At 69.9% G+C, this 21178-nt stretch carries 22 protein-coding genes; 14 read left to right on the top strand and 8 right to left on the bottom strand.

The window, feature by feature from the left end:
- Nucleotides 1-38: 38 nt before the first annotated feature.
- A complete protein-coding gene (locus AC1DF3_RS05395) occupies nt 39-584 on the bottom strand; it encodes an RrF2 family transcriptional regulator (protein ID WP_478139038.1) in 546 nt (181 codons plus the stop codon).
- Between the two features lie 53 nt (nt 585-637).
- Between AC1DF3_RS05395 and AC1DF3_RS05390 the strand changes: the two genes are divergently transcribed.
- Together AC1DF3_RS05390 and AC1DF3_RS05385 are read left to right on the top strand one after the other, a co-directional pair.
- Complete coding sequence (locus tag AC1DF3_RS05390; protein ID WP_478139037.1) at nt 638-1813, top strand: NnrS family protein; 1176 nt, start codon at nt 638-640, stop codon at nt 1811-1813.
- Between the two features lie 103 nt (nt 1814-1916).
- Nucleotides 1917-2177 carry a hypothetical protein gene (locus AC1DF3_RS05385; RefSeq protein ID WP_286526013.1) on the top strand — a complete coding sequence of 87 codons (261 nt, stop codon included), beginning with the start codon at nt 1917-1919 and terminating at the stop codon, nt 2175-2177.
- Here the strand turns inward: AC1DF3_RS05385 and AC1DF3_RS05380 are convergent.
- Complete coding sequence (locus AC1DF3_RS05380) at nt 2149-2394, bottom strand: hypothetical protein (protein ID WP_478139036.1); 246 nt, start codon at nt 2392-2394, stop codon at nt 2149-2151. The two genes, AC1DF3_RS05385 and AC1DF3_RS05380, sit on opposite strands and share 29 nt — an antisense overlap.
- Nucleotides 2395-2587: 193 nt before the next feature.
- Between AC1DF3_RS05380 and AC1DF3_RS05375 the strand changes: the two genes are divergently transcribed.
- Together AC1DF3_RS05375 and AC1DF3_RS05370 are read left to right on the top strand one after the other, a co-directional pair.
- Entirely contained in the window at nt 2588-3547 is a 960-nt protein-coding gene (locus AC1DF3_RS05375) for a Bug family tripartite tricarboxylate transporter substrate binding protein (RefSeq protein WP_478139035.1), read from the top strand.
- Nucleotides 3548-3603: 56 nt separating this feature from the next.
- Nucleotides 3604-4668, top strand: coding sequence for a beta-keto acid cleavage family enzyme (locus AC1DF3_RS05370; protein ID WP_286530331.1), 1065 nt, complete (start codon nt 3604-3606; stop codon nt 4666-4668).
- 1 nt (nt 4669) lies between these two features.
- Here AC1DF3_RS05370 and AC1DF3_RS05365 read toward each other — a convergent pair whose 3' ends face one another.
- Both AC1DF3_RS05365 and nhaR read right to left on the bottom strand, forming a co-directional pair.
- Nucleotides 4670-5683 carry an AraC family transcriptional regulator gene (locus AC1DF3_RS05365; protein ID WP_478139034.1) on the bottom strand — a complete coding sequence of 338 codons (1014 nt, stop codon included), beginning with the start codon at nt 5681-5683 and terminating at the stop codon, nt 4670-4672.
- A gap of 55 nt (nt 5684-5738) precedes the next feature.
- Complete coding sequence (nhaR, locus tag AC1DF3_RS05360) at nt 5739-6647, bottom strand: transcriptional activator NhaR (RefSeq protein ID WP_286530335.1); 909 nt, start codon at nt 6645-6647, stop codon at nt 5739-5741.
- A 134-nt stretch (nt 6648-6781) separates the two neighbouring features.
- Here nhaR and AC1DF3_RS05355 point away from each other — a divergent pair, with 134 nt between their 5' ends.
- Nucleotides 6782-7477 (top strand): Bax inhibitor-1 family protein, encoded by a 696-nt coding sequence (locus tag AC1DF3_RS05355; protein ID WP_286530337.1) that lies wholly within the window; start codon nt 6782-6784, stop codon nt 7475-7477.
- A gap of 2 nt (nt 7478-7479) precedes the next feature.
- Entirely contained in the window at nt 7480-8415 is a 936-nt protein-coding gene (locus tag AC1DF3_RS05350; protein WP_478139033.1) for a YcjF family protein, read from the top strand.
- A 1-nt stretch (nt 8416) separates the two neighbouring features.
- On the opposite strand, the gene AC1DF3_RS05345 is transcribed toward AC1DF3_RS05350, so the two are convergent.
- Nucleotides 8417-8674 (bottom strand): hypothetical protein, encoded by a 258-nt coding sequence (locus AC1DF3_RS05345; protein WP_286530340.1) that lies wholly within the window; start codon nt 8672-8674, stop codon nt 8417-8419.
- A gap of 205 nt (nt 8675-8879) precedes the next feature.
- On the opposite strand from AC1DF3_RS05345, the gene AC1DF3_RS05340 reads away from it, so the two are divergent.
- The 3 genes from AC1DF3_RS05340 to AC1DF3_RS05330 are packed head-to-tail and all read left to right on the top strand — an operon-like array spanning nt 8880 to nt 10764.
- Nucleotides 8880-9443: a DUF3455 domain-containing protein gene (locus AC1DF3_RS05340; protein WP_286530342.1), complete on the top strand. Its 564-nt coding sequence runs from the start codon at nt 8880-8882 to the stop codon at nt 9441-9443.
- Between the two features lie 32 nt (nt 9444-9475).
- A complete protein-coding gene (locus AC1DF3_RS05335) occupies nt 9476-10039 on the top strand; it encodes a sigma-70 family RNA polymerase sigma factor (RefSeq protein ID WP_286530343.1) in 564 nt (187 codons plus the stop codon).
- A complete protein-coding gene (locus AC1DF3_RS05330) occupies nt 10036-10764 on the top strand; it encodes an anti-sigma factor (RefSeq protein ID WP_286530345.1) in 729 nt (242 codons plus the stop codon). The genes AC1DF3_RS05335 and AC1DF3_RS05330 overlap by 4 nt, the downstream gene beginning before the upstream one ends.
- Before the next feature lie 35 nt (nt 10765-10799).
- Here the strand turns inward: AC1DF3_RS05330 and AC1DF3_RS05325 are convergent, their stop codons facing one another.
- A complete protein-coding gene (locus tag AC1DF3_RS05325) occupies nt 10800-11057 on the bottom strand; it encodes a hypothetical protein (RefSeq protein ID WP_286525995.1) in 258 nt (85 codons plus the stop codon).
- Nucleotides 11058-11318: 261 nt separating this feature from the next.
- Between AC1DF3_RS05325 and AC1DF3_RS05320 the strand changes: the two genes are divergently transcribed.
- From AC1DF3_RS05320 to AC1DF3_RS05310, 3 genes are read left to right on the top strand one after another with little or no spacing between them, the layout of a single operon-like run.
- The gene (locus AC1DF3_RS05320; protein ID WP_478139032.1) at nt 11319-12599 is read left to right on the top strand and encodes an HlyD family secretion protein; all 1281 of its coding nucleotides are present in this window, start codon (nt 11319-11321) and stop codon (nt 12597-12599) included.
- 21 nt (nt 12600-12620) lie between these two features.
- Nucleotides 12621-13934, top strand: coding sequence for a hypothetical protein (locus AC1DF3_RS05315; protein WP_478139031.1), 1314 nt, complete (start codon nt 12621-12623; stop codon nt 13932-13934).
- Nucleotides 13922-17377 (top strand): efflux transporter outer membrane subunit, encoded by a 3456-nt coding sequence (locus AC1DF3_RS05310; RefSeq protein ID WP_478139030.1) that lies wholly within the window; start codon nt 13922-13924, stop codon nt 17375-17377. Before AC1DF3_RS05315 ends, AC1DF3_RS05310 begins: the two co-directional genes overlap by 13 nt.
- A 28-nt stretch (nt 17378-17405) precedes the next feature.
- Here the strand turns inward: AC1DF3_RS05310 and AC1DF3_RS05305 are convergent, their stop codons facing one another.
- Nucleotides 17406-17681 (bottom strand): DUF2164 domain-containing protein, encoded by a 276-nt coding sequence (locus AC1DF3_RS05305; RefSeq protein ID WP_286530351.1) that lies wholly within the window; start codon nt 17679-17681, stop codon nt 17406-17408.
- Nucleotides 17682-17797: 116 nt separating this feature from the next.
- Between AC1DF3_RS05305 and AC1DF3_RS05300 the strand changes: the two genes are divergently transcribed.
- The gene (locus AC1DF3_RS05300) at nt 17798-18388 is read left to right on the top strand and encodes a hypothetical protein (protein WP_478139029.1); all 591 of its coding nucleotides are present in this window, start codon (nt 17798-17800) and stop codon (nt 18386-18388) included.
- The gene (locus AC1DF3_RS05295; RefSeq protein ID WP_478139028.1) at nt 18385-18951 is read left to right on the top strand and encodes a nucleoside 2-deoxyribosyltransferase; all 567 of its coding nucleotides are present in this window, start codon (nt 18385-18387) and stop codon (nt 18949-18951) included. The genes AC1DF3_RS05300 and AC1DF3_RS05295 overlap by 4 nt, the downstream gene beginning before the upstream one ends.
- On the opposite strand, the gene yccS is transcribed toward AC1DF3_RS05295, so the two are convergent.
- Complete coding sequence (yccS, locus tag AC1DF3_RS05290; RefSeq protein ID WP_478139117.1) at nt 18943-21153, bottom strand: YccS family putative transporter; 2211 nt, start codon at nt 21151-21153, stop codon at nt 18943-18945. The two genes, AC1DF3_RS05295 and yccS, sit on opposite strands and share 9 nt — an antisense overlap.
- Nucleotides 21154-21178: the final 25 nt, after the last annotated feature.

The following is a 21178-nucleotide window of genomic DNA, read 5'->3' as shown; positions in this document are numbered from 1 at the left end:
CGAGCGGAATTTGCCCGATTGTCCTCCGGACCGCGCCTTCAGCCGGCGCGCCTGCCCCGTGGCCGGGCGGGCGCGGGTTCGCTCAGCAGCGCCTGGGCGACGCCCGGCACGACCTCGATGCTGGGCGGCCGCACCGGCGCCTGCCAGGTGACCGCCTGCCACAGCGGCAGCACCATCAGCGCCGGGCTGGCGTTCGCCAGGTCGGCCAGGCTGTAGCGGTCGAGTTCGTCGAGGAAGGCCTGCATCGCGCGCGCCAGCACCGCGGCCAGTTCGCAGCCGCCGGTCAGCACGCAGCGGTTGTCGTCGCCGAAGCACTCGACCAGCGCGAAATCGCTCTCGAGGTGGCGCACGATGGTGCCGATCCTGAGCTTCGAAGGATGTGCCGCCAGCCGCATCCCGCCGTTGCGCCCGCGGACGGTCTCGACCCAGCCCGACTTGCCCAGCAGATGGGTGACTTTCATGAGATGCGCGTTCGAGATGTCGAAGGCCTTCGACAGATCGGCGATCGTGACCAGCGAATCGGTGCGGGTCGCCAGCACCAGCAGCACGCGCAGGGAGTAGTCGGTGAAGAGCGTCAGTCTCATAAGCTGCATTTTACGTATTGCTTTGAAGTCGCGCCGACTATAAGATACATGTCATGTATATGTTAAAGGCACCCCCACCGACGGGCCTGCCGCTGCTGCGGCTGGCCTTCCGCCCCTTCTACCTCGGCGCGGCGGTCGCCGGCGTGGCCTGGATGGCGCTGTGGGCGGCACTCCTGAGCGGCCATGCCGCACTGCCGAACCGGCTGCCGCCGATCTACTGGCATGCGCACGAGATGCTGTTCGGCTTCGTCGCCGCCGTGATCGTCGGTTTCCTGCTGACCGCGGGCAGGGTCTGGACCGGTCTGCAGACCCCGCGCGGTGCGCCGCTGGCGGCCCTCTGGCTGCTCTGGCTGGCGGGGCGCATCGCCTCGGTGGCGGCGCCGGCGCCGGTCTTCGCGGCGATCGACACCCTGTTTCTGGTCGCCGCCGCGCTGGTCTTCGCCACCCTGATCCTGCGCGCGCGCAACACGCGCAACCTCAAGGTGGTGGTGGTGCTGGCGCTGCTGGCAGCCGCCAATGCGGCTTTCCACCTGGGGTCCATCGGCGTGTCCTGGGCCGATCCGATGCGCGCGCTGCATGCCGGCCTGGCGCTGGTCGTGATCCTGGTCTCGATCGTCGCCGGCCGCGTGATACCGGCCTTCACCCAGAGCGTCACCCCGGGCCTGCGGATCACCGAGCCGCGCTGGCTGACGCCGGCGGCCATCGGCTGCACGGCGCTGGGCCTCGCGCTTTGGGTCGCAGGATCCTTCGCCGCGCTCGGTGCCGCCACGCTGGCCGTCGCTGCCATCCTGCAGGCGCTGCGACTCGGCCGCTGGGCGCCGGCGGCGAGCCGGCGGCGGCCGATCCTGTGGGTGCTTCACGCCGCCTATGCGTGGCTGCCGGCCGGCCTGGCGCTGCTGGCTGCCGCCGAGGCCGGCTGGATCGGCAGCGCCGCCGGCGTGCACGCGCTGGCGGTCGGCTGCATCGGCGGCCTGGTCATCGGCATGATGACCCGGACGGCCCGCGGCCACACCGGCCGGGACCTGACGGCCTCGCGCAACGAGATCGCGGCCTATGCGCTGGTGATGGCGGCGGCGCTGGTGCGGGTGGCCGCCCCCGGGCTGCCGCCGCAGTGGCAAGGCACGGCGCTGTTCGTCGCGGCGGGTGCGTGGACGCTGGGGTTCGCGCTCTTCCTCGCCCAATTCTCGCCGTGGCTCGCCAGCCCGCGAGCGGACGGCCGCGACGGCTGACAGGCGCCGCAAATAGGGCTTGCCGGCGTGATCTTTTTCCTTGGCGCGCCTGCGCGGCTTCGATTCAATCCCATGCCAGCACATGAGTTTGAACCCATCGCACATGAAGCCTGACCTCAGCCTCGTCATCGAAGAACCCATCGCCGGCCACTACTACTGGATGGTCGTGCGACCCGGCGGATGGCTGCGACTGGGGCCCTGCGAGGTGGTCGATGCGGGCAGCGGACCGCTGCCGTCCTACCAGGCGGCGCAGGCGGCGGGCAACCGGGTGCTGGCCAGCTTCCAGCCGGTGGTCGAGCGGCCGACGCCGAGCGGCTTCGGCGGCGCCTGGGACATCATGACGATTCCGGGTGCGCTGACCTGAGGCGGCCTTCCGCCAGCGCCGCGTGCAGGGCATCGACCGCCTGCCGCCAGGCCTGGACCGCTGCGCGCTGTTCGGCGTCCGCCTCCCGCTCTTCCTGCGGCACCTTGGCGGCGTCGCGCATGTGGCGCTCCTGCAACGGCAGGCGGCGGGCTGGAAACGGCGGCAACGGGATGCCGGCCTTGCGAAGGATCTTTTCTTTCCGGTGACGGGTGAGCATGGCGAGGCTGAGGGTTTCTACCCCCAGTCTCGGGCCAAGCGCCGCCCGGCCGAATAGTGCATTTGCATCATTGCGCAGGACATGCTTCCCATGGGAGCGATGTCCCAATTTCCCAAGTGAATGTCCCAGATTTGCAAGTCGCGGCAGGGCTTGAAGTCGCAAACTTGCGGTCAACCACAACGGAGACACCGCGATGCAACTGCATGTTCGAGCCGCCGCCGCGGCACTGGGAATGACCCTCGCCTGCGCGGCCTGGGCGTGGCCCGAGAAACCCATCAAGCTCGTCGTCGCCGCCCCGGCGGGCGGCACCATGGACATCGTGGCCCGCGTGGTGGGACAGCAGTTGTCCAGCGACACCGGGCAGCCCGTGGTGGTGGAAAACAAGCCCGGCGCGGGCGCGGCGATCGGGATCCAGGCCATGCTGCAGGCGCCCGCCGATGGCTACACCCTGGCCATCACCGCGAGCAACGCGCTGGCCGAGATTCCGCACGTGATGAAGCCGCCCTACGACCCGCTGAAGGACGTGCTGCCCATTGCCTCGCTGGCGCGCTCGGGCGTGGTGCTGGTCACTTCCGCCACGGTGGCGGCGACCGACTTCAAGAGTCTGCTGGCCTCACTGCGGACCCGCAAGGGCAGCGGCACCTATGCCAGCTACAGCCCTGGCACCGTCTCGCACTACGCGGGGCTGATCCTGAGCGACAAGGCCGGGCTGGACCTTCAGCATGTGGGCTATCCGGGCTCCCCGCCGGCGTTGCAGCATGTGCTCGGCGGGCAGGTGGACATGATGTTCGACGGCATGCTCACTTCCGTGCCGCTCATCAAGGCGGGCAAGCTGCGGGCCTACGCCTTCTCCGGGGCCAGGCGCTCGCAGCATCTGCCTGAGGTTCCCACGATGACAGAGCTGGGCTATCCAGAAATCCAGTTCATGGGCTGGGTGGGAATGATCGGATCGCCCAAGCTCAAGCCCGAGTTGCTGGCCCAGATCCAGAAGGCCGTGGCCAAGGCCGCCGGCGCTCCCGCCGTGCGCCAGAAGCTGCTCGACGTGGGCCTGGAGCCTGAGATCAACACCGACACGCCCGCGCTGCAGCGCGAAACGCGCGAGATGTCCGAGCGCAACGCCGCCATCGTGCGCAAGTACGAGATCAGGATGTGACGGGGGCGACATTCCCTACTGAAACCGAAACCACAAGTCTTTTCGCCGGAGTACCCATGAATTTCCTCGATGGCCACCTGTTCCCCGAAAACCAGCAGCCCCTGATCATCACCGCCGCGCCCTACGCGCCGGGCTGGCTGCCGTCCGACTTTCCCGAAGACATCCCGGTCACCATGGAGGCGCAGATCCAGAAAGCCGTGGACTGCTACAACGCCGGCGCGACCGTCTTGCATCTGCACGTGCGCGAACTCGACGGCAAGGGCAGCAAGCGCCTGAGCAAGTTCAACGAACTGATCGCGGGCGTGCGCAAGGCGGTGCCGGAGATGATCATCCAGGTGGGCGGCTCCATCAGCTTCGCGCCGGAAACCGAAGGCGCAGCCGCCAAGTGGCTCAGCGACGACACCCGCCACATGCTGGCCGAGCTGGAGCCCGTGCCCGACCAGGTGACCGTGACAGTGAACACCTCGCAGATGAACGTGACCGAGCAGGCCGAGGACGCGGACTTCGAAGGCACCTCGCGCCAGATCCCGGCCATCTTCAACGCCTACAAGGAAATGACCGTGCCCGCGCAACCCGGCTGGGTCGAGGAGCATATTCGCCGCCTGACCAGGGCGGGCATTCAGAGCGCCTTCCAGTGCTACAACATCAACAGCTTCGAGTCGGTCGAGCGCCTGATGCGCAAGGGCGTCTACCAGGGCCCGCTGGTGATGAACTGGGTGGCCATTGGCGGAGGCATGGATGCGCCCAGCCTCTACAGTCTGGCCAACTTCGTGCGCGCCGTGCCCGATGGCGCCGTGCTCACCGTGGAAAGCAATGTGCGCAACGTGCTGCCCGTGAACATGTGGGGCATCGCGGCGGGCCTGCATGTGCGCTGCGGCACCGAGGACTGCCTGTGGAACCAGAAGCGCAGCGCCAAGGCCAGCACCGTGTCGCAGATCGAGCAGCTGGTGCGCATCTCCGAAGAGTTCGGCCGGCCGATCGCCACCGCCAGGCAGGCGCGCGAGATCAGCAGGATCGGCGTGTTCTACGACACCGTGGAAGAGTCGCTGGCCGCCAACGGCTTTGCGCCCAACCGCAACGGAGGCAACCAGGGCTTCCTGCGCAAGGTGTTCACGGCCTGAGTCAGCCGGTCGCCTGCTGGCGCCATTGCGTCACGCTGCAACCGAAATGCGCGCGGAACCAATGACTGAATCCGCTGGGCGCAGAAAAGCCCAGCAGGTGGGCGATTTCGGCCGACGGCATATTGCTGTCGCGCAGATGGCGCAGCGCCAGTTCGCGCCGTACGTCGTCCAGCAGGACGATGAAGGTCAGCCCCTCGGCGCCGAGATGGCGGTGCAGCGTGCGTCGATCCATGCGAAGGTGGCGGGCTACCGCGTCCGCGGTGCAGCGGCCTCCGGGCAGCAAGGCCTGGATCAGTTCGCGGCAGGTCTCGCTGGCCCGGTTGCCCCGCTGTTGCAAGGCTGACTCCAGGTAGTCGCGGGCAAAGCGGGCCATGCCGGGGTCTTGCGTGCTGCGCGGCTGCCGCAGATCCGCAGCTTGGCAGACGATGCCGTTGAACGGCTGGTCGAACAGCACGCGGCAGCCGAAGAAGGCCCGGTGCGCCGCCATGTCGGCGGGCGGCGCATGAGTGAAGCACACCCTGCGCGGTCGCCAGCGGGAACCGATCAGTTCCTTCAGGATATGCAGCATGACCCCCAGCGCCAGCTCCATCGACTGACGCGTCGCCAGGCCGGGAATGGGCAGCAGGTCGTCGCGGATGATGGTGCAGTCCCCCTCATCGTCGATGCGCGTGATCAGCGAAGCGTTGAGCAGCTTGCGGTAACGGCACAGCGCGTCGAGCGCCTCGCGCGGCGTGGCGGCCTCGCGCAGCACCAGGCTGACCGGCCCGAGGTTGGACAAGGGCCGGCGCGCCGCCAGCCGCAGCGCGAAGTCCTCCGCGCCCGTGGCGCGAGCCGCAAGCTCCAGCGCCTCGCGCACCGCGTTGTTGGGAATCAGCGCCTCCGGGTCTTGCAGCAGCCGCGCCGACAGGCCCACCTTGCGCAGCAGCGCTTGCGGGTCGCCGCCCAGCGCGCGCACCAGGTCGCTGTACCCGCTCAGGCTGGCACTGCGGATGAGGCTGCCGAACGCACTTGTCATTTGTCATTTGTCTCCAGCCTGTGATCCCCGAGTTGGCGCGCGGCGTACCAGCCGATCACCCGGCGCCGCGGCGGCGATGGAAGCGCCCGCGCGCGGCCTTCGTGATCGCCACCACGCAAGGATGGGTGACGCGGCGCTCGACCGAGATCGCGAAGAACTCCTCGATCAGCCCCGCGGCACGGCCGATCACCTCGACACCGTACTGGGTGCAGGTCTCTTCCTCGAGCACCTCGGGCGTCATGAAGACGCCGCGGCCCTCGCCGCCGAAGGCCTTCAGCAGCGCGGCGTCGTCGAACTCGCCGATAGCCCGCGGCCGCAGCCGGTGCTCGGCCAGCCACAGGTCGAGCCGCTGGCGCGCGGCCGACGAGGCGCCCTGGATCAGCATCGGCGCGCGGTCGAGGCACTGCGGGAACTCGCCCCTGAGCGTGCGCCGGAGCGCCGGGGTCGCGAAGAAGCTCATCGCCGTCGTGCCCAGCGTGTGGTTGAAGGCCTTGACGCCGACCTGCCGGCCCATCGGCTCGTCGGCGATCACCAGGTCGATGCGCTGCACCGACAACTGCCCGAGCAGGTCGCGGAAGTTGCCTTCGTGGCAGATCAGCCGGACCGGCTCGGCGATGCCGAGCGCCGGCTCGAGCAGGCGGTAGGCGATCGACTTCGGCACCGCATCGGCGATGCCGACCCGGAAGTCGAGCGCACGGGCACCCTCGCCGCGGCTGCCGAGCGCCGCCTCGAGCTCGGCGCCGAGCGCGAAGATCTGGTCGGCATAGCTCAATGCCGTGCGCCCCTCGGGCGTCAGCTCGAGCCCGCGGCCGCGCTTCTGGAACAGCGGGCTGCCCAGGCTGTCCTCGAGCAGCTTGATCTGCCCCGACAGCGTCTGCGGCGTGATGTGCAGCTGCTCGCTGGCGCGCACGATGCCGCCGGCCTTGGCGGCGGCCCAGAAGTAGTGCAGGTGCTTGAAGTTCATACCAGCCCCAATAATACGAAAAACTCGAATGAATGGTGTCAAAAATTCGACTTTTCTCGAAGGCTATATCGCCCTAGAGTGGGCCTCATACGCGTGCACACGCGTGGTTTTTCCAACCTACCAAGGACATTCGAATGAACGACAACATCCAGGTCTACGGCTCGCCCTACGCGGCGACGCCGGCCGCCGCACAGCGCAACCAGGTGCTGCGCAACACCTACTGGCTGCTGGCGCTGTCGATGGTGCCCACCGTGCTGGGCGCCTGGCTCGGCCTCTCGACCGGCCTGGCGCGCGCGATGTCGCCCGGCATCTCGATGGTGGTCTTCCTGGCCGGTGCCTTCGGCTTCATGTTCGCGATCGAGAAGACCAAGAATTCGGCCGCCGGCGTGCCGGTGCTGCTGGGCTTCACCTTCTTCATGGGCCTGATGCTGTCGCGCATGCTGGGCGTGGTGCTGGGCATGCAGAACGGCGCCGGCCTGGTGATGACGGCCTTCGCCGGGACCGGCGCGATCTTCCTCGGCATGGCCAGCCTGTCGTCGATCATCAAGCGCGACCTGTCGGCGATGGGCAAGTGGCTGTTCATCGGCGCCATCCTGCTGCTGGTGGCCGGCATCGCCAACTTCTTCATCCAGTCGGGCGCGCTGATGATCACGCTGGCGGTGCTGGCGATCGGCATCTTCTCGGCCTTCATCCTGCACGACCTCAAGCGCGTCAAGGACGGCCACGAGACCAACTACATCACGGCCACGCTCGGCGTCTACCTGAGCCTGTACAACGTGTTCCAGTCGCTGCTGATGCTGCTGGGCCTGGGCGGCAGCCGCGAGGAATGAGCATGACGGACACGGAGTCTCGCGCCATCGTCACGCTGGCTCTGATGGCGGCCTTCGCCGACGGCGACAAGCACGCGCGCGAACGCGAGGAGATCAAGCGCATCGCCGACGGCTTCTCGCGGGCCGAAGCCATCAATCTGCCGACGCTCTACCAGGACGTGCTGATGCAGCGCGTCTCGGTCGCCGACCTGGGTGCGCAGTTGCGCAGTCACGGCGCCAAGCAGTTGGCCTACGAGATGGCGGTCTGCGTCTGCGATGCCGATGGCGCGCACTCGGAGGCCGAACGCGGCTTCCTGGCCGATCTCCGCGCATCGCTCGGACTCGATGCTGCCGCTTCTGCGGCGTTCACCGAAGAGGCGCAGGCGATCGCGGCGGCGCCTCTGGCCGCGGGCGCCGCGCTGGCGGCACCGGGCGGCGGACCCGACCCGGCCGAACTCGACCAAGCCATCTTGAACGCCGCGATCCTGAACGGCGCGCTCGAGCTGTTGCCCGAGACACTCTCGACCATGGCCATCATCCCGCTGCAGATGAAGCTGGTCTACCGCGTCGGCAAGGCCTACGGCTTCGAGCTCGACAGCGGCCACATCAAGGACTTCGTCGCCACCGTCGGCGTCGGCCTGACCTCGCAGTACCTGGAGCAGGCCGGCCGAAAGCTGCTCGGCGGGCTGCTGGGCAAGGTCGGCGGCGGCCTGCTCGGCGGCCTCGGCAAGCAGGCCGTGAGTTCGGGCATGAGCTTCGCCACAACCTACGCGCTCGGCCATGTCGCCCGACGCTACTACGCGGGTGGACGCCAGCTGTCGACCGAGATGCTGAAGGGCGCCTATGCCAGCGTGATGCAGGAGGCGCAGGGGCTGCAGACGCGTTATCTGCCGGCGATGCAGGAGAAGGCCCGCACGCTGGACCCGCGGCAGGTGCTGTCGATGGTGCGCGGAGGCTGAGTCAGGGGGCGGACGCCGGGTGGTCCTTCGAGCCCCAGAACTTCCACCAGGGCCGCGTCGCCGGTATCGACTCGGGCGGCAACTGCTGGAGCTGGCTGGCACGCAGCCGCTGGCGGCACTCCACTTCCAGCGCGTGGGCGATGCCGAAGGCCTCGCGGTCGCCACGCGAGGCCTGGGCGCGCCAGCTCACAGCCAGGCGCACGAGTTCTTCGTCGTCGATGTCGGCCAGCTGCGCCGGGGTCGGCACGCTCGAATTCATGGCTGATGGCGCCGAACTGCGCTTTTCGCGGGATACATGGGGACGATTATTGCGCATCCGCTCCCACTGTCCGACCGGTAAAGCAGCGGATTCACAACGCCGCGCCGAAGATTCTTTTTGGCTGCACCTGCATCCAATCGCACCGTCGGCGGGTAGTTCCGGCAGCAGCAAGCCGCTGCCCACCCAACCACCGAAGGAGTTTCCCATGCGTCACCTCATCCCGTCGCGCCCCGTCGTCGCCGCACCGTTGCTGGCCGCCGCCCTGCTGACCGCCTGCGGCTCGATGCCCAGCTCCGGATCGGCTTTCTCGCAGGCCTCGCTGCCGGCCCCGATCCAGGTGCCGGCAGGCCACAAGGTCGCGCTGGAAACCGTCGGCGTCGGCGAGATCACCTACGAGTGCCGCGACAAGGCCGGCACGCCCGGCCAGGCGGAGTGGGTGTTCGTCGGGCCCAAGGCGGTGCTGAACGACCGCAGCGGCAAGGCGGTCGGCAGGTACTACGGACCGCCCGCCACCTGGGAGGCCAACGACGGCTCGAAGCTCACGGCGACGCAGCTCGCTGTCGCGCCCTCCGGCCCCACCAGCCTGCCTTACCAGCTGGTCAAGGCCAATCCGGCGATGGGCAGCGGCGCGATGAGCGGCGTCACCTACATCCAGCGGGTCGCGCTCAAGGGCGGCATCGCACCCGCCAGTGCCTGCACGCCAGCCGCCAAGGGCCAACAGGAGACCGTGCGCTACCAGGCCGACTACATCTTCTGGAAAGCCGCCTGACCGCGGGGGCGGCCGTCGACTACGATGGCGCCTTGCCCGCTACCGACCCTTTCGACCATGACGCCGCGCTGGCCGCCTGCGCGCGTGGCGATCGGCAGGCGCTGGCGCAGATCTACGGCCTGGAAGGCCGCTACCTGCTGGGCGTGGCGCTGCGCATCGTGCGCCAGCGCCAGTCGGCGGAAGACGTGCTGCACGATGCCTTCGTCAGCATCTGGCAGCGGGCCGGATCCTTCGACCCGGCCCGCGGCGCCGGACGAGGCTGGATCTACAGCGTGGTGCGGCATGCGGCGCTGAACTGGGTCCGCAGCCATGCGCGCGAAGTGCCGGTCGACGAAGAAGGCCAGGCCGCGCTCGAAAACGAAGTGGCGCTGGCCCGCCATGCGACCCAGCTCGATCCGGCCGAGACGCGGGTGGACCTGGGCCGGCTCGAGGCCTGCCTGGAGCGGCTCGAAGCCGAACGCAGGGAGTGCATCGTGCTTGCCTATCTCGATGGCTGCTCCCACGGGGAAATCGCGCAGCGCACGCAGAAGCCGCTGGGCACCGTGAAGTCCTGGATCCAGCGCGGCATGCGCTCGTTGCGCGAATGCATGGCATGAACCCGAACGACACCACGCCCCCGTCCGCCGACGACGCCCTCGACGCGCTGGCCGGCGACTACGTGCTCGGCACGCTGTCGGCCACCACGCGCCGCGAGGTCGAGGCGCGCATGCGGCGCGAGCCGGCGCTGCGCGAGGCCGTGGAAGCCTGGGAAGAACGCCTGCATCCGCTGGTGGCGCTCGCCGAGCCGGTGGAACCATCGCCCGCGCTCTGGCGCCGCATCGACGCCAGCGTGTCGGCCGCGGCAGCGCCTCGCCGCACCGCCAGCCGCACCGGCTGGTGGAGCAGCCTGCAACTCTGGCGCGGGCTGGCCGGCGCCGGCTTCGCTGCGGCCGCCCTGATGGCTGCCGTGCTGGTGACACGCATTGAGCCGGCGCCCGCCACGCAGTTCATCGTGGTGCTCGTTGCGCCGCAGGACAAGGCCCCGGGCTGGGTGGTGCAGGCGGCCGCCGATGCGCGCCGGCTGAGCCTGACGCCGCTCGGCAGCATCACGGTGCCGAGCGACAAGTCGCTGCAGTTCTGGACCAAGGCCGACGGCTGGCGTGGCCCGGTGTCGCTGGGCCTCGTCACGCCGGGCCAGACGCTTCAGGTACCGCTCGACAAGCTGCCGCCGCTGGAGCCGAACCAGCTGTTCGAACTGACCCTCGAGCCAGCGAACGGCTCGCCGCTCGATCGGCCGACCGGGCCGATCCAGTTCATCGGCCGGGCGGTGAAGGTTCTCTGACGGGCTTCAGCGGAGGCGCCGGCCCGCGCCTGTGCTCAGTGGCGGGCGAGTTCGTGCCGATCGGCAGCCGCGAACAGGTCGTCCGAGAAGCTGCGATCGGTGCGGGCGAAGGTCCATGCCCATTCGCGGACCGCATCGGCTTCGGCCTTGCGCGACAGCGGGGCCTCGGGCGCCGCCACCTTCCAGCCGGTCAGCAGCCGGATGCCGAAGCCCAGGACGCGCGACAGGGCGTACGAAGCCGGCGACGAACCGGGTGCGTCGACGGAAAGGCCATTGGCAAGGATCGTGGACATGAGAGGGGTTCTCCAGGGGGAGCGACGCCGGGACGGGGTCGCGTACGGGCTCAATTATAGGGTTAACCCTAGTTTCTTGCTGGCCGAGCGGCTGCAGGGTGATGTACATCCTGTTGCTCAATAAGTAAAAACCCTTAATTTTTGGCACGCGTATTGCTGCACTGCAGCATAAGACGACAGCATGCCCCAACGATGTGCTGCGACAGCGGAGACGCCCCCGGTCCTGAAAAAGCCACCCCGTCCACTCACGCGAGGCGCCCCATGAACGCAAGCACTGTCCAGGAGTCGATCCAGATTGCAGGTGCCGAACCCGCCGGTTGGCGGGGCCGGCTGCGGCGCTGGCGCGGCAGCACGTCGGAGTCGATCGTTCCCCGCCTCGCGGGCTATGCGCTGCTCGCCTTCATCCTGTGGCTGGTGGTCACGACCCTGATCCAGCCGCTGGTGTCGAGGCAGGCCACCCGCACGGTGCTGCAGGCCCCCGTGCTGCTGGTCACCTCGCCGATCAGCGGCGTGGTGACGCACATGACGGTGCGCGCGCTCGACAAGGTCGATGCCGGGGCGGTGGTCGCCACGGTGCAAAACCCGACCATCGACCGCGACATCCTCACCACGCTGACCACCCAGCGCCTGGCCCTGCAAAGCCAGGTGTCGCAGCTGGCGAACCAGCTGCATGCCTCGGACGAGGAACTGCAGTTCGTCGAGCAGCAGGTCAAGCTGTACCGCCAGGCGTCGATGGCGCAGACCCGCGACGCCTGGCAGATCGCCCAGCGCCAGCGCGAGGTGGCGTTGACCAACGTGGCGGAGCAGGAGCTCAAGGTGCGCCACACCTCGGCGATGCTCGACCAGGGCGCGGTCAGTCCGCAGGCGATGGACGCCGCCCAGGCCCAGTTGAGCACCTCGCGCGCCAACGCCGCGGTGGCCGAACAGGCCTATGCCGGGCTTGGCAAGAGCGTCGCGATCGCCAGCCAGGGGGCTTTCGTGAGCAGTGGCAGCGGCACGGTGTTCCAGACCCTGGTGAGCCGCCGCGAGACGCTCGCCGGCAGCATCGAACGCGCCCAGCAAGACAGCACGGCCGTGCAGAAGCAGTTGCGCGAAGTGACGGCGCTCGAAGACGACGAGCGGCGCCGCATCGACCGGCTGGCCGCCTACGAAGTGCGCGCGCTGCAGGCCGGGCAGGTGCACACCGTGCTGATGCCGCAGGGCAGCTTCGTGCCCCAGGGCGCCACGCTGGTGCGGATGGTCGACTGCAGCCGGATCGAAGTGGTGGCGGTGTTCGCGCCGCGGCTCGCCAAGCGTCTCAACATGGGCTCGATGCTCACCGTGACGACCGATGACAGCGGCCTGGAGGTTCCGGCGCGCGTCACGCAGTTGCTGCCGGTCGCGCCGGACGAACTGCAGAGCAGCTACAGCGTCCCCTTCCCCTTCGCGGAGCAGGGTTCCGTCTATGCGGTGGCGCGGATCGACCCCCCGAGCGCCGACCCGGCGGTGCAGCGCAGTCTGTGCGCGCCCGGCAAGGTGGTGTCGGCCCGGCTGGGCGCGTAGCGGCGTCGATCGAGTCACGCCATGACAAGCACTGCATCCGCCTGGCGACACGCGATCCGCCTGGCCCTGGCATGGCCGATCGCCTGGGCGCTGCACGCCGGGCCTGCGACCGCAGCGAGCGAGGTCCGGCAGGCGCTGGCGCGGCAAAGCTGCGAAGGACTGCGCCGCGCAGTAGCCACCGATGGGCGCGGCGATGCTTCGGCGCCGCTGCTGCTCGCGAGCTATCGCGTCGACACCGTCATCGAGGGCGTCGCGCCGCTGCCGCCGACGCTCGCGAACGTCGCCTTCGTCTACGACAACGCGCTGGCCGGCATCGCGCTGCTCGCCTGCGGCGAGACGGCCTCGGCCCGGCGCATCGCCGAGGCCGTCGTGCTGGCGGTCGAGCGTGATCCGCACTACCTCGACGGCCGGGTCCGCAACGCCTACCGCGCCGGCCCGCTGGCCGAGGCGAAGCCGGCGCTGCCCGGCTACTGGGATGCCGCGAGTAACCAGTGGATCGCCGACGCCTACCAGATCAGCACCGCGACCGGCAACGTCGCATGGGCGGCGCTGCTGCTGCTGAATCTGAACCAGCAGGCGCCCACGCCGCGCTACCTCGACGCGACCGCCAGGCTGCTGGCATGGATCGAGCAGCGCACCCGCGCCACGGTCGATCCCGATGGCTACAACGGCGGCTGGTACGGCTGGGACGATGCGCAGAGCGCGCAGACCTGGAAGTCGACCGAGCACCACATCGACATCGCCATGGCGGCGGCCTGGGCAGGGCGCGCGGGTGCACGGCCGGAGCAGACGCGGCAGGCAGGCACCGCGCTGGCGTTCGTGTCGCGCATGTGGAGCCCGCAGCAGCAGCGCTTCTACATCGGTACCCAGGCCGATGGCGCGACCCTGTCGACCACCGGCTCGGGCCTCGACGCCCAGCTGTGGCCCTTGCTGGCCGCCCCACCGGGCCATTGCCGCTGGCGAAGCGGCCTGGCGTGGGTCGAGCGCAACCACCGCTACGGCGACGGCTACGGGTTCTCGCAGCAGCCCGACGGCATCTGGACCGAAGGCAGCGCCCAGGCCGCCGCGACCCTGGCGGCCGTCAAGGGCGCGGTGCCCGAGGGGCTGTGGAAGTTGCTGGCCGCGCAGCGCGCCGACAACGGCCTGTACTACGCGACACCGAGCCCGCGCATCTCGACCGGGCTGGCCATCGGGCCGGACTCGGCGGGCGCCGACTTCTTCTACTACCGCTGGCCCCACCTCGGTGCCACCGCCTGGATCGCGCTCGCAGCGACTGGCTGGAACCCATTCACCGGAAGCCCCACCGCCACAGGAGAGACGACATGTCCGAGCTGATCGATTCGCCCGAGTTCAGGATCAACCTGATCGTCGTCGGCCTGGCCCTGATGATGATCTTCCATGCCCGCGCCGACCGCCTCTGGCACCGCGCGCTGTTCGGCTTCCTGACCGCGCTGGTGCTGGTGCGCTACGTGGTGTGGCGGCTGGCCGAAACCCTGCCGCCGGCCGACCTCGGCTTCGGCACCTTGGTCGGCTGGGTCTTCCTGGTGTTCGAGATGGTGTCGATCCTCTACACCCTGATGTCGATCCAGATGCTGACCGGGCGGCGCGACAACCACGGGCTGGCCGACCTCGGCGAAGCCTCGCTGCGCGCGCGCGGCGCCGACGTGCCGGCGGTCGACGTCTTCATCTGCACCTACAACGAACAGCTCGGGGTGCTCGAGAAGACGATCCTCGCCGCCCAGGCGATCGACTACCCGCGCCTCGCGGTCTGGGTGCTCGACGACACGCGCCGCGACTGGCTGCGCGACTACTGCGCCCGCAAGGGCGTGCACTACGCGCGGCGCGCCGACAACGCGCATGCCAAGGCCGGCAACCTCAACAATGGCCTGCGCCAATCGGCCGCGGCCACCGATGCGCCGTACATCCTGGTGCTCGACGCCGACTTCACACCACACCGCAACATCGTCTACCGGATGCTCGGCCTGTTCGAAGATCCGAAGGTGGGGCTGGTGCAGACGCCGCAGTTCTACTACAACGCCGACCCGATCCAGCACAACCTGCGCGCAACCGACAGCTGGGTCGACGAGCAGCGGGTGTTCTTCGACGTGCTGCAGCCGGCCAAGGACGCGGCCGACGTCGCCTTCTGCGTCGGCACCTCGTTCATCGTGCGGCGCGACGCCATCACGACCGCCGGCGGCTTCCCGACCGGCAGCGTGTGCGAGGACATCTACACCACCTACACGCTGATGCGCTTCGGCTGGGTCACGCGCTGGCTCAACGAGCGGCTGTCGAACGGGCTGTCGGCCGACAGCATCGTCGACTACATCAACCAGCGCAGCCGCTGGTGCCTCGGCACCATCCAGGTAGCGCTGCTGCGCGACGGTCCGCTGCGCGGCAAGGGGTATCGCCTGGCGGCGCGCCTGCACTATGTGCATGGCCTGCTGCACTGGCTCAGCAAGCCGTTCATCCTGCTGATCCTGGCGGCGCCCGCGCTGTACTGGTATGCGGGCGTCTCGGCCTTCCACGCGACGCCTCGAGCCTTCGCACTCTACGGCCTGCCGCCGCTGGTCATGTTCTGGGGCTACACCTACTGGATCAGCCAGCGGCGCTGCCTGCCGGTGTTCACCGAGGTGACGCAGATCGTGGCGGCGATGGCCGTGACGCGCACCATCGTCACCTCGCTGGTGCGGCCCTTCGGGCGCCCTTTCAAGGTCACGGCCAAGGGCCAGGATCGCTCGAAGACCGTGGTCCACTGGAACCTCGTCGCAGTCTTCGGCGGTCTCATCGTGGCGATGGAAATGGGTGCGCTCGACGCCATCGGCGGGACGATGAGCACCGGCGATGTCCTCAACGTGATCTGGACCCTGGTGGCCACGGTCTACTGCCTGGCGGCGCTGATCGCCTGCATCGACCGCCCGCGGCCGGACCATGACGAACGCTTTCCCTGCGACGCCCCCACCACCCTGCGCAGCGCCGCCGGCGTCGGCGCCACGCACTTCATCGAGATCGCGGTGGATGGCGCGCTGTTGCGCGACAGCGCCCTGCTGCGCCGGATCCCCGTCGGCCAGCCGCTGGATGTCCATGTCGCGCAGGTCGGCTGGGTGCCCGCCTTGCTGGCGGACCACACGCCAGCCGGCGCCGAGCTGAGCTTCGCCTGCGACGAGACCGTGCACGACCGCCTGGTTCGCCATGTGTTCAGCCTGCCGCCGAGCCATGTCGCCACCCAGGTGCGGCCCGGCCGCGCGGCCATGGCCTTCCTCGGCAGCGCGGGCTGGCGCTGGCCCCGGGTTCCGGCGGCGTGGCTGCGCAGCGTCGCCGCGCCGGCCCCGCTGCTGCTGGCGCTGGTCCTCGGCGTGCTGGTGCTCGGCGGCTGCAGCCTGACGCCCGCGCTCAAGCCGGCCGATGTCGAGCTGCCGACACAATGGCCGACCGGCGCGGCCGTCGGCGACGCGGCACCCATGGCGTGGCAGGCCTTCGTGCGCGACGACGAACTGCGCGGCCTGGTCGCGACCGCACTGGCGCAGAACCGCGACCTGCGCGCCTATGCCGCGAAGGCCCGCGAGGCGCGCGCCGTCTACGCCGGCACGCGCTCCAGCCTGTTCCCCGAGATCGGCATCGCCGGCTATGCCCAACGGGGCGACATGGCGACTTCGCTGAGTTCCACCGGTGTCGTCACGAGCAACCAGGCGATCGGCCGGGTCGGCAACACCTACGCGGTCCAGGCCGGCGTCACGGCCTACGAGCTCGACTTCTTCGGCCATGTCGATGCCGGCGTGAAACAGGCCGGGTCGCAGGCGCAGGCCATCGACCGGGACTACGCCGCGGCGCGCATGAACCTGGTCGGCGAAGTCACGAACGCGTACCTCACGCTGCGCGCCGACCGCGCGCTGCTCGCACTGGCCGAGGCCGACCTGAAGAGCCAGAGCGACAGCACCGACATCATGAAGCGCGCCCGCTCGGTCGGCGGCACCTCCGACCTCGACCTGCTGCGCTCGCAGTCGCTGGTGCAGCGGGCCAAGGTCCAGCGCGAGGAGTTCGGCATGCGGGTCGGCCAGGACCTGCAGTGGCTCACGGTGCTGGTCGGCCAGCCGGTGGCGGCCACGACCGGCACCCAGCGCCCCTGGCCGGACCGTTCGGTGGCCGAGGTGCCGGTCGGGCTGCCGGCCAGCCTGCTGCAGCGTCGCCCCGACCTGCTGGCGGCCTATGCGCGCGTCGAGGCGGCGAACTCGGGCGTGGGGGCCGCCAAGGCGGCGTTCTATCCGACTTTCTCGCTGACCGCCGTGGCCGGCGGGCTCAGCAGCGAGTTCTCGAACCTGCTGGGAAGCGGGAACCGCAGCTGGGCCACGGTGCTCGGGGTCTCGCTGCCGATCCTCGACTGGGGCCGCCGCTCGGCCAACCTCACGGCCAACGAGGAGCGGCTGGCCGCCGCCATGTCGGCCTACGAATACGCGGTGCAGCAGGCGCTGCGCGAGACCGCCAACGCTCTGATCGCCGACAGCCACCTCGGCCCGCAGCTCGAGGCCCAGCAAGGCCGCGTGCAGGCGCTCGAAAAGGTGGCGGCGATCTCGCGCACCCGCTTCCGCAACGGGCTCGAGGACTACTTCGCCGGCGCCGACGCCCAGCGCGAGCTCTACCTCGAGCAGCGCCAGTGGATCGAGCTGCAGCTCAAGCAGGCGGTCAACCTGGTGAACCTGTACAAGGCGCTGGGCGGGGGATGGGACGAGGCGCCGCAGGCGCAAGCCGCGGCGGCGGCGGCGGCGTCGAGCGCCGTGCATTGAGCGCCTGGATCGTCGGCGCCGTCCCGCGTCACTTCCGCTCGCGCGGCTTGCGCTCGTACTTGCGCCAGTACTGGAACTCGTCCTCGTGGACTTCGATGTCCAGCTCGGAGATCCTGGCCTGGAGCCGCTCCTGGACCTCGGACACGGCCCGGTTGTAGATCAGCGGCCCGACTTCCTCGACGAAGAAACCGAGCAGCGCGCCCGCGGCGATGTTGCCGATGGGCTCCTCCATGTTCTCCCGGAAATATCGCTCGATGGAGGCGATGGCCTCCTTGCGGGCTTCCTTGCTGAGCTCGATGGTCATCGTGCGCTGTCTCCAGGTTTCGGGGTGCGGGGTTCGGCGATGATTCTGCCCGCTCCGCGGATCGGCGTAAGCTCCCGTGCCTCCAACCGCCACCACTCGATCGGGGACCCTGGAAGATGGCTGATTCGAAATTCGACACCGACTCGCTGCCCGGCGTCATGTCAACGGCCGCGTCCGACCTGCAAAGCCTGCGGCCCAGCCTGGTCGAGAACGCCCTGACCCAGGCGCTGCCGCTGCCCGACATCATGTTCGGCGGCGCGGTGCTGGTCTTCGTGATCATGTTCCATGCCTTCTGGATCCGTGTGATCACGAGTTCCTTCCTCAAGCACACGAGCGCCATGCACGTTCGGGCGTCGCTCTGGCGGGCCGACCTGCTGTTCACCGTCACGGTGATGATGCTGCTGGCGCTGCACCTGGCCGAGGTGGTGGTCTGGTCGGCGGCGCTGATCTTTGGCGACATCGTCGCCGACTGGTCGACCGCGGCCTACTTCGCGGCCAACTGCTACACCGCGCTCGGCGAGCCGTTCTCGCTGCCGCGCGCCTGGCGGATCGTGCCGCCGATCATCGGGATCTCGGGCATCTTCGCCTTCGCCTGGACCGCCAGCGTGCTGGTCAATTTCGTCTCGCGCTACAACGACCTGCGCGCCGACATCCTGGGGCGGCCCAGTGCAAGCCAGCCGGCGCGGGCCGATAACATGGCGCCATGACTTTCCAGCGCCAAGGCGACCCGGACCGCCCTCGCCCCTGCATCTACCTCGCCGGGCCCGACGTCTTCCTGCCGGACCGCGACCGCATCTTCGCCGCCCTGAAGGCGCACTGCGCGCGCCTGGGCCTGGCCGGCGTCGCACCGACCGACGCACCGCTGGCGTTGGCGGCCTCGGCCAGCGACGACGCCCGGGCCCAAGCCATCTACGAAGGCAACGTCGCGCTGATCCGCGCGTCCGACGGCGTGATCGCCAACCTGGCGAGCTTTCGCGGCCAGGAGCCCGACGCCGGCACCGTGTTCGAGGTCGGCTTCGCGGTCGCGCTCGGCCTGCCGGTGGTCGGCTACGCCGTGCCGCAAGGCAGCTATGCGGAGCGCGTGCAGGCCGCGATCGCCTGCCGCCGCGATGCGGCCGGGGTGGTCACGGAAGCCGCCACCGGGACGGTGGTCGAGGGGCTCGGGCAGCCGCTCAACCTGATGCTGTCGCGATCGATCGATCTGGCACCGACCGCCGCACAGGCGCTCGAGCGGCTGGCCGCGAGGCTCGGCGCCGCCGCCTCACTCTGAAGCCTCGACCACCGGCCGCAGCCACTGCAGGGCATGGCCGCGCAGCGCCTCGATCTGCTGGCCGATCAGGGACAGCTCGGTGCGGATGAGCTGCGCCGCGGCGTCGCCGCCCTCGCCGTCGGTCGCCAGCAGGTCGGCCAGTGCCGGGCGCTCGTCCGCCGGTGCCGTGGCGGCCTCGATGGCCTCCACCGACCCGCGCTCGACATCGGCCGCCAACGCCTCCAGCGCCTGGGCCGCGCCTTCAGCCGCACCGCGCGTCGCGACCGCCAGCGCCGGACTGCGCAGGGCGACCCGGTGGGCGCCGAGCGCCGACAGGTAGCTCAGCAGGGTGTGCGACTGGATCAGGAAGCGCAGCGCGACGCCGGCGCGCGGCCGCACCAGCGCCGGCTCGCGGAACATCTCGGACACCGCCACGGCCAGCGCCGCATCGGCGTTGTGGGCATTGCGCCGCGCCAGCCGGTAGGGCAGGTCGTCGCGCGCGCCGGCGCGGTACTGCTCGGCGATCTCGCGCAGATAGAGCGCCTGGTTGCGCATCGCCGCGGCCGCCAGTTCATTGAAGCGCCGGCCCTGCCAGTGCGGCAGCACCAGCACCATCGCCAATCCGGCGATCAGGCTGCCGATGGCGGTGTCGACCAGCCGCGGCACGATCAGCACGCCGCCGTCGCCGACCTGGTTGAAGCACATCAGCACCAGCACCGTCATGCAGGCGGTCGCCAGCAGGTAGCGTGCGCTGCGGGTGGCGAAGAAGAGCACGCCGGCCGCCACCGCCAGCAGCGCCTGCACCAGATGCTGCGGGAACAGGTCGAGCAGCGCCCAGCCGACCACCACGCCGACCGCCGTCCCCGCCATCCGCTGGCCCATGCGCGACACGGTGTCGCCCCAGGTCTGCTGGCAGACGAACAGCGTCGTCAGCAGGATCCAGTAGCCCTGGGCGGGATGGATGAGCCACATCACGCCGTAGCCCGCCGCGAGCGCGATCGCCAGACGCAGCGCATGCCGGAACAGGGGCGAGCGCGGCGACAGCTGGCGCCGCACGCGCTCGGCCGCGTCGCGCCAGGAGCGCGGCGAGCGGTCGAGCAGGCCCATGTCGGTGCGGCCGGCGCGCGCGGTCGGCTCGCTGGCGCCGGCCAGCTGGCCATCGAGACGCTCCAGGTTGTGCGCCAGCGCCTCGATCGACGCCAGCAGGGCCTGCCGCGCCGGCTCGCGCGCGTGCGAACGTTCATGCGCGATGGCGCTGCGCAGTTCGGCCAGTGCCTGCACCGTGGCGGTGTCGGCCACGAAGGGCTCGCGCCGCTCGATCGACTGCGCCAGCCGACGGCAGGCCTCGCCCTCCAGGTGCAGCACGCGCTGGCAGCGGTAGAGCAGGTCGCTGTGGAAGAAGGCGTCCGCCAGCGCGTTGTAGTCGTCGTGGGACGAGCTCGCGCGTTCGTGCACGTCCTGGGCGATCAGGTAGAGGCCACGGTAGCGCGCGATCCGGCCGGTCGGCGCCCGCGCGCCGATGCGGCGGAAGATGCTCTCCTTGGCAGCGTTGAGCTCGGCCACCACATCGGCATTGAGCTGCGCCAGCGACAGCCGCTTGCGCTCGATATCGATGCCGCGCAACGGCTCGAACAGCGAGGCCTTGAAGCGCACGTAGTGGCCGAGCACCGAATACAGCCGGGCGAGCCGCGCCTGCACCGGCTGGGCCGGCAAGGCCAGGCACCAGGCGACCGAGAAGACGCCGTACCAGGCAGCGCCCGCGAGCAGCAGCAAGAGCTCGTGCAGGCGCTCGTCCGGGCCCGCGAGCGGGTGGTTTCCGATGCCGAGGGTGGTGTACATCGCCAGGATCAGCGTGGCGTAGGCGATCGCCTTGTAGCGCGCCTCGACCGCCCCGAGCATCGTGAGCCAGAAGGCGGCGAGCGCGAGGCTGGTGATGAACAGCGCCGGGCGGTCGATCAGGGCCGACACCGCGAAAGCCGCCGCCGCGAAGCAGAGCAGCGTGACGAGCTGGGCCCGGTAGCGTCCCCGCGCGCTGTCGTCGGTTTCGGCCAGCGCGCTGGCGATGGCGCCCAGGAACAGCGGCGTCACGGCGTCCATCCGGTTGCTGGCGCCGCACGCCGCCATCAGGCTTCCGAGGGTGAGCAGCACCCGCAGCGCCTGTGCCTGCCCGGCGCCCCATCGGCGCAGCCGTTGCGGAAATGTCTCGATCACGAATGCGAGCATGCCACCGCTGTGCACGATGCGTGCC

The sequence above is a fragment of the Variovorax sp. 10N432 genome (genome assembly GCF_056394465.1).
The sequence above is the reverse complement of the archived record's forward strand: the minus strand, read 5'-3'. Positions and strand labels throughout refer to the sequence as shown.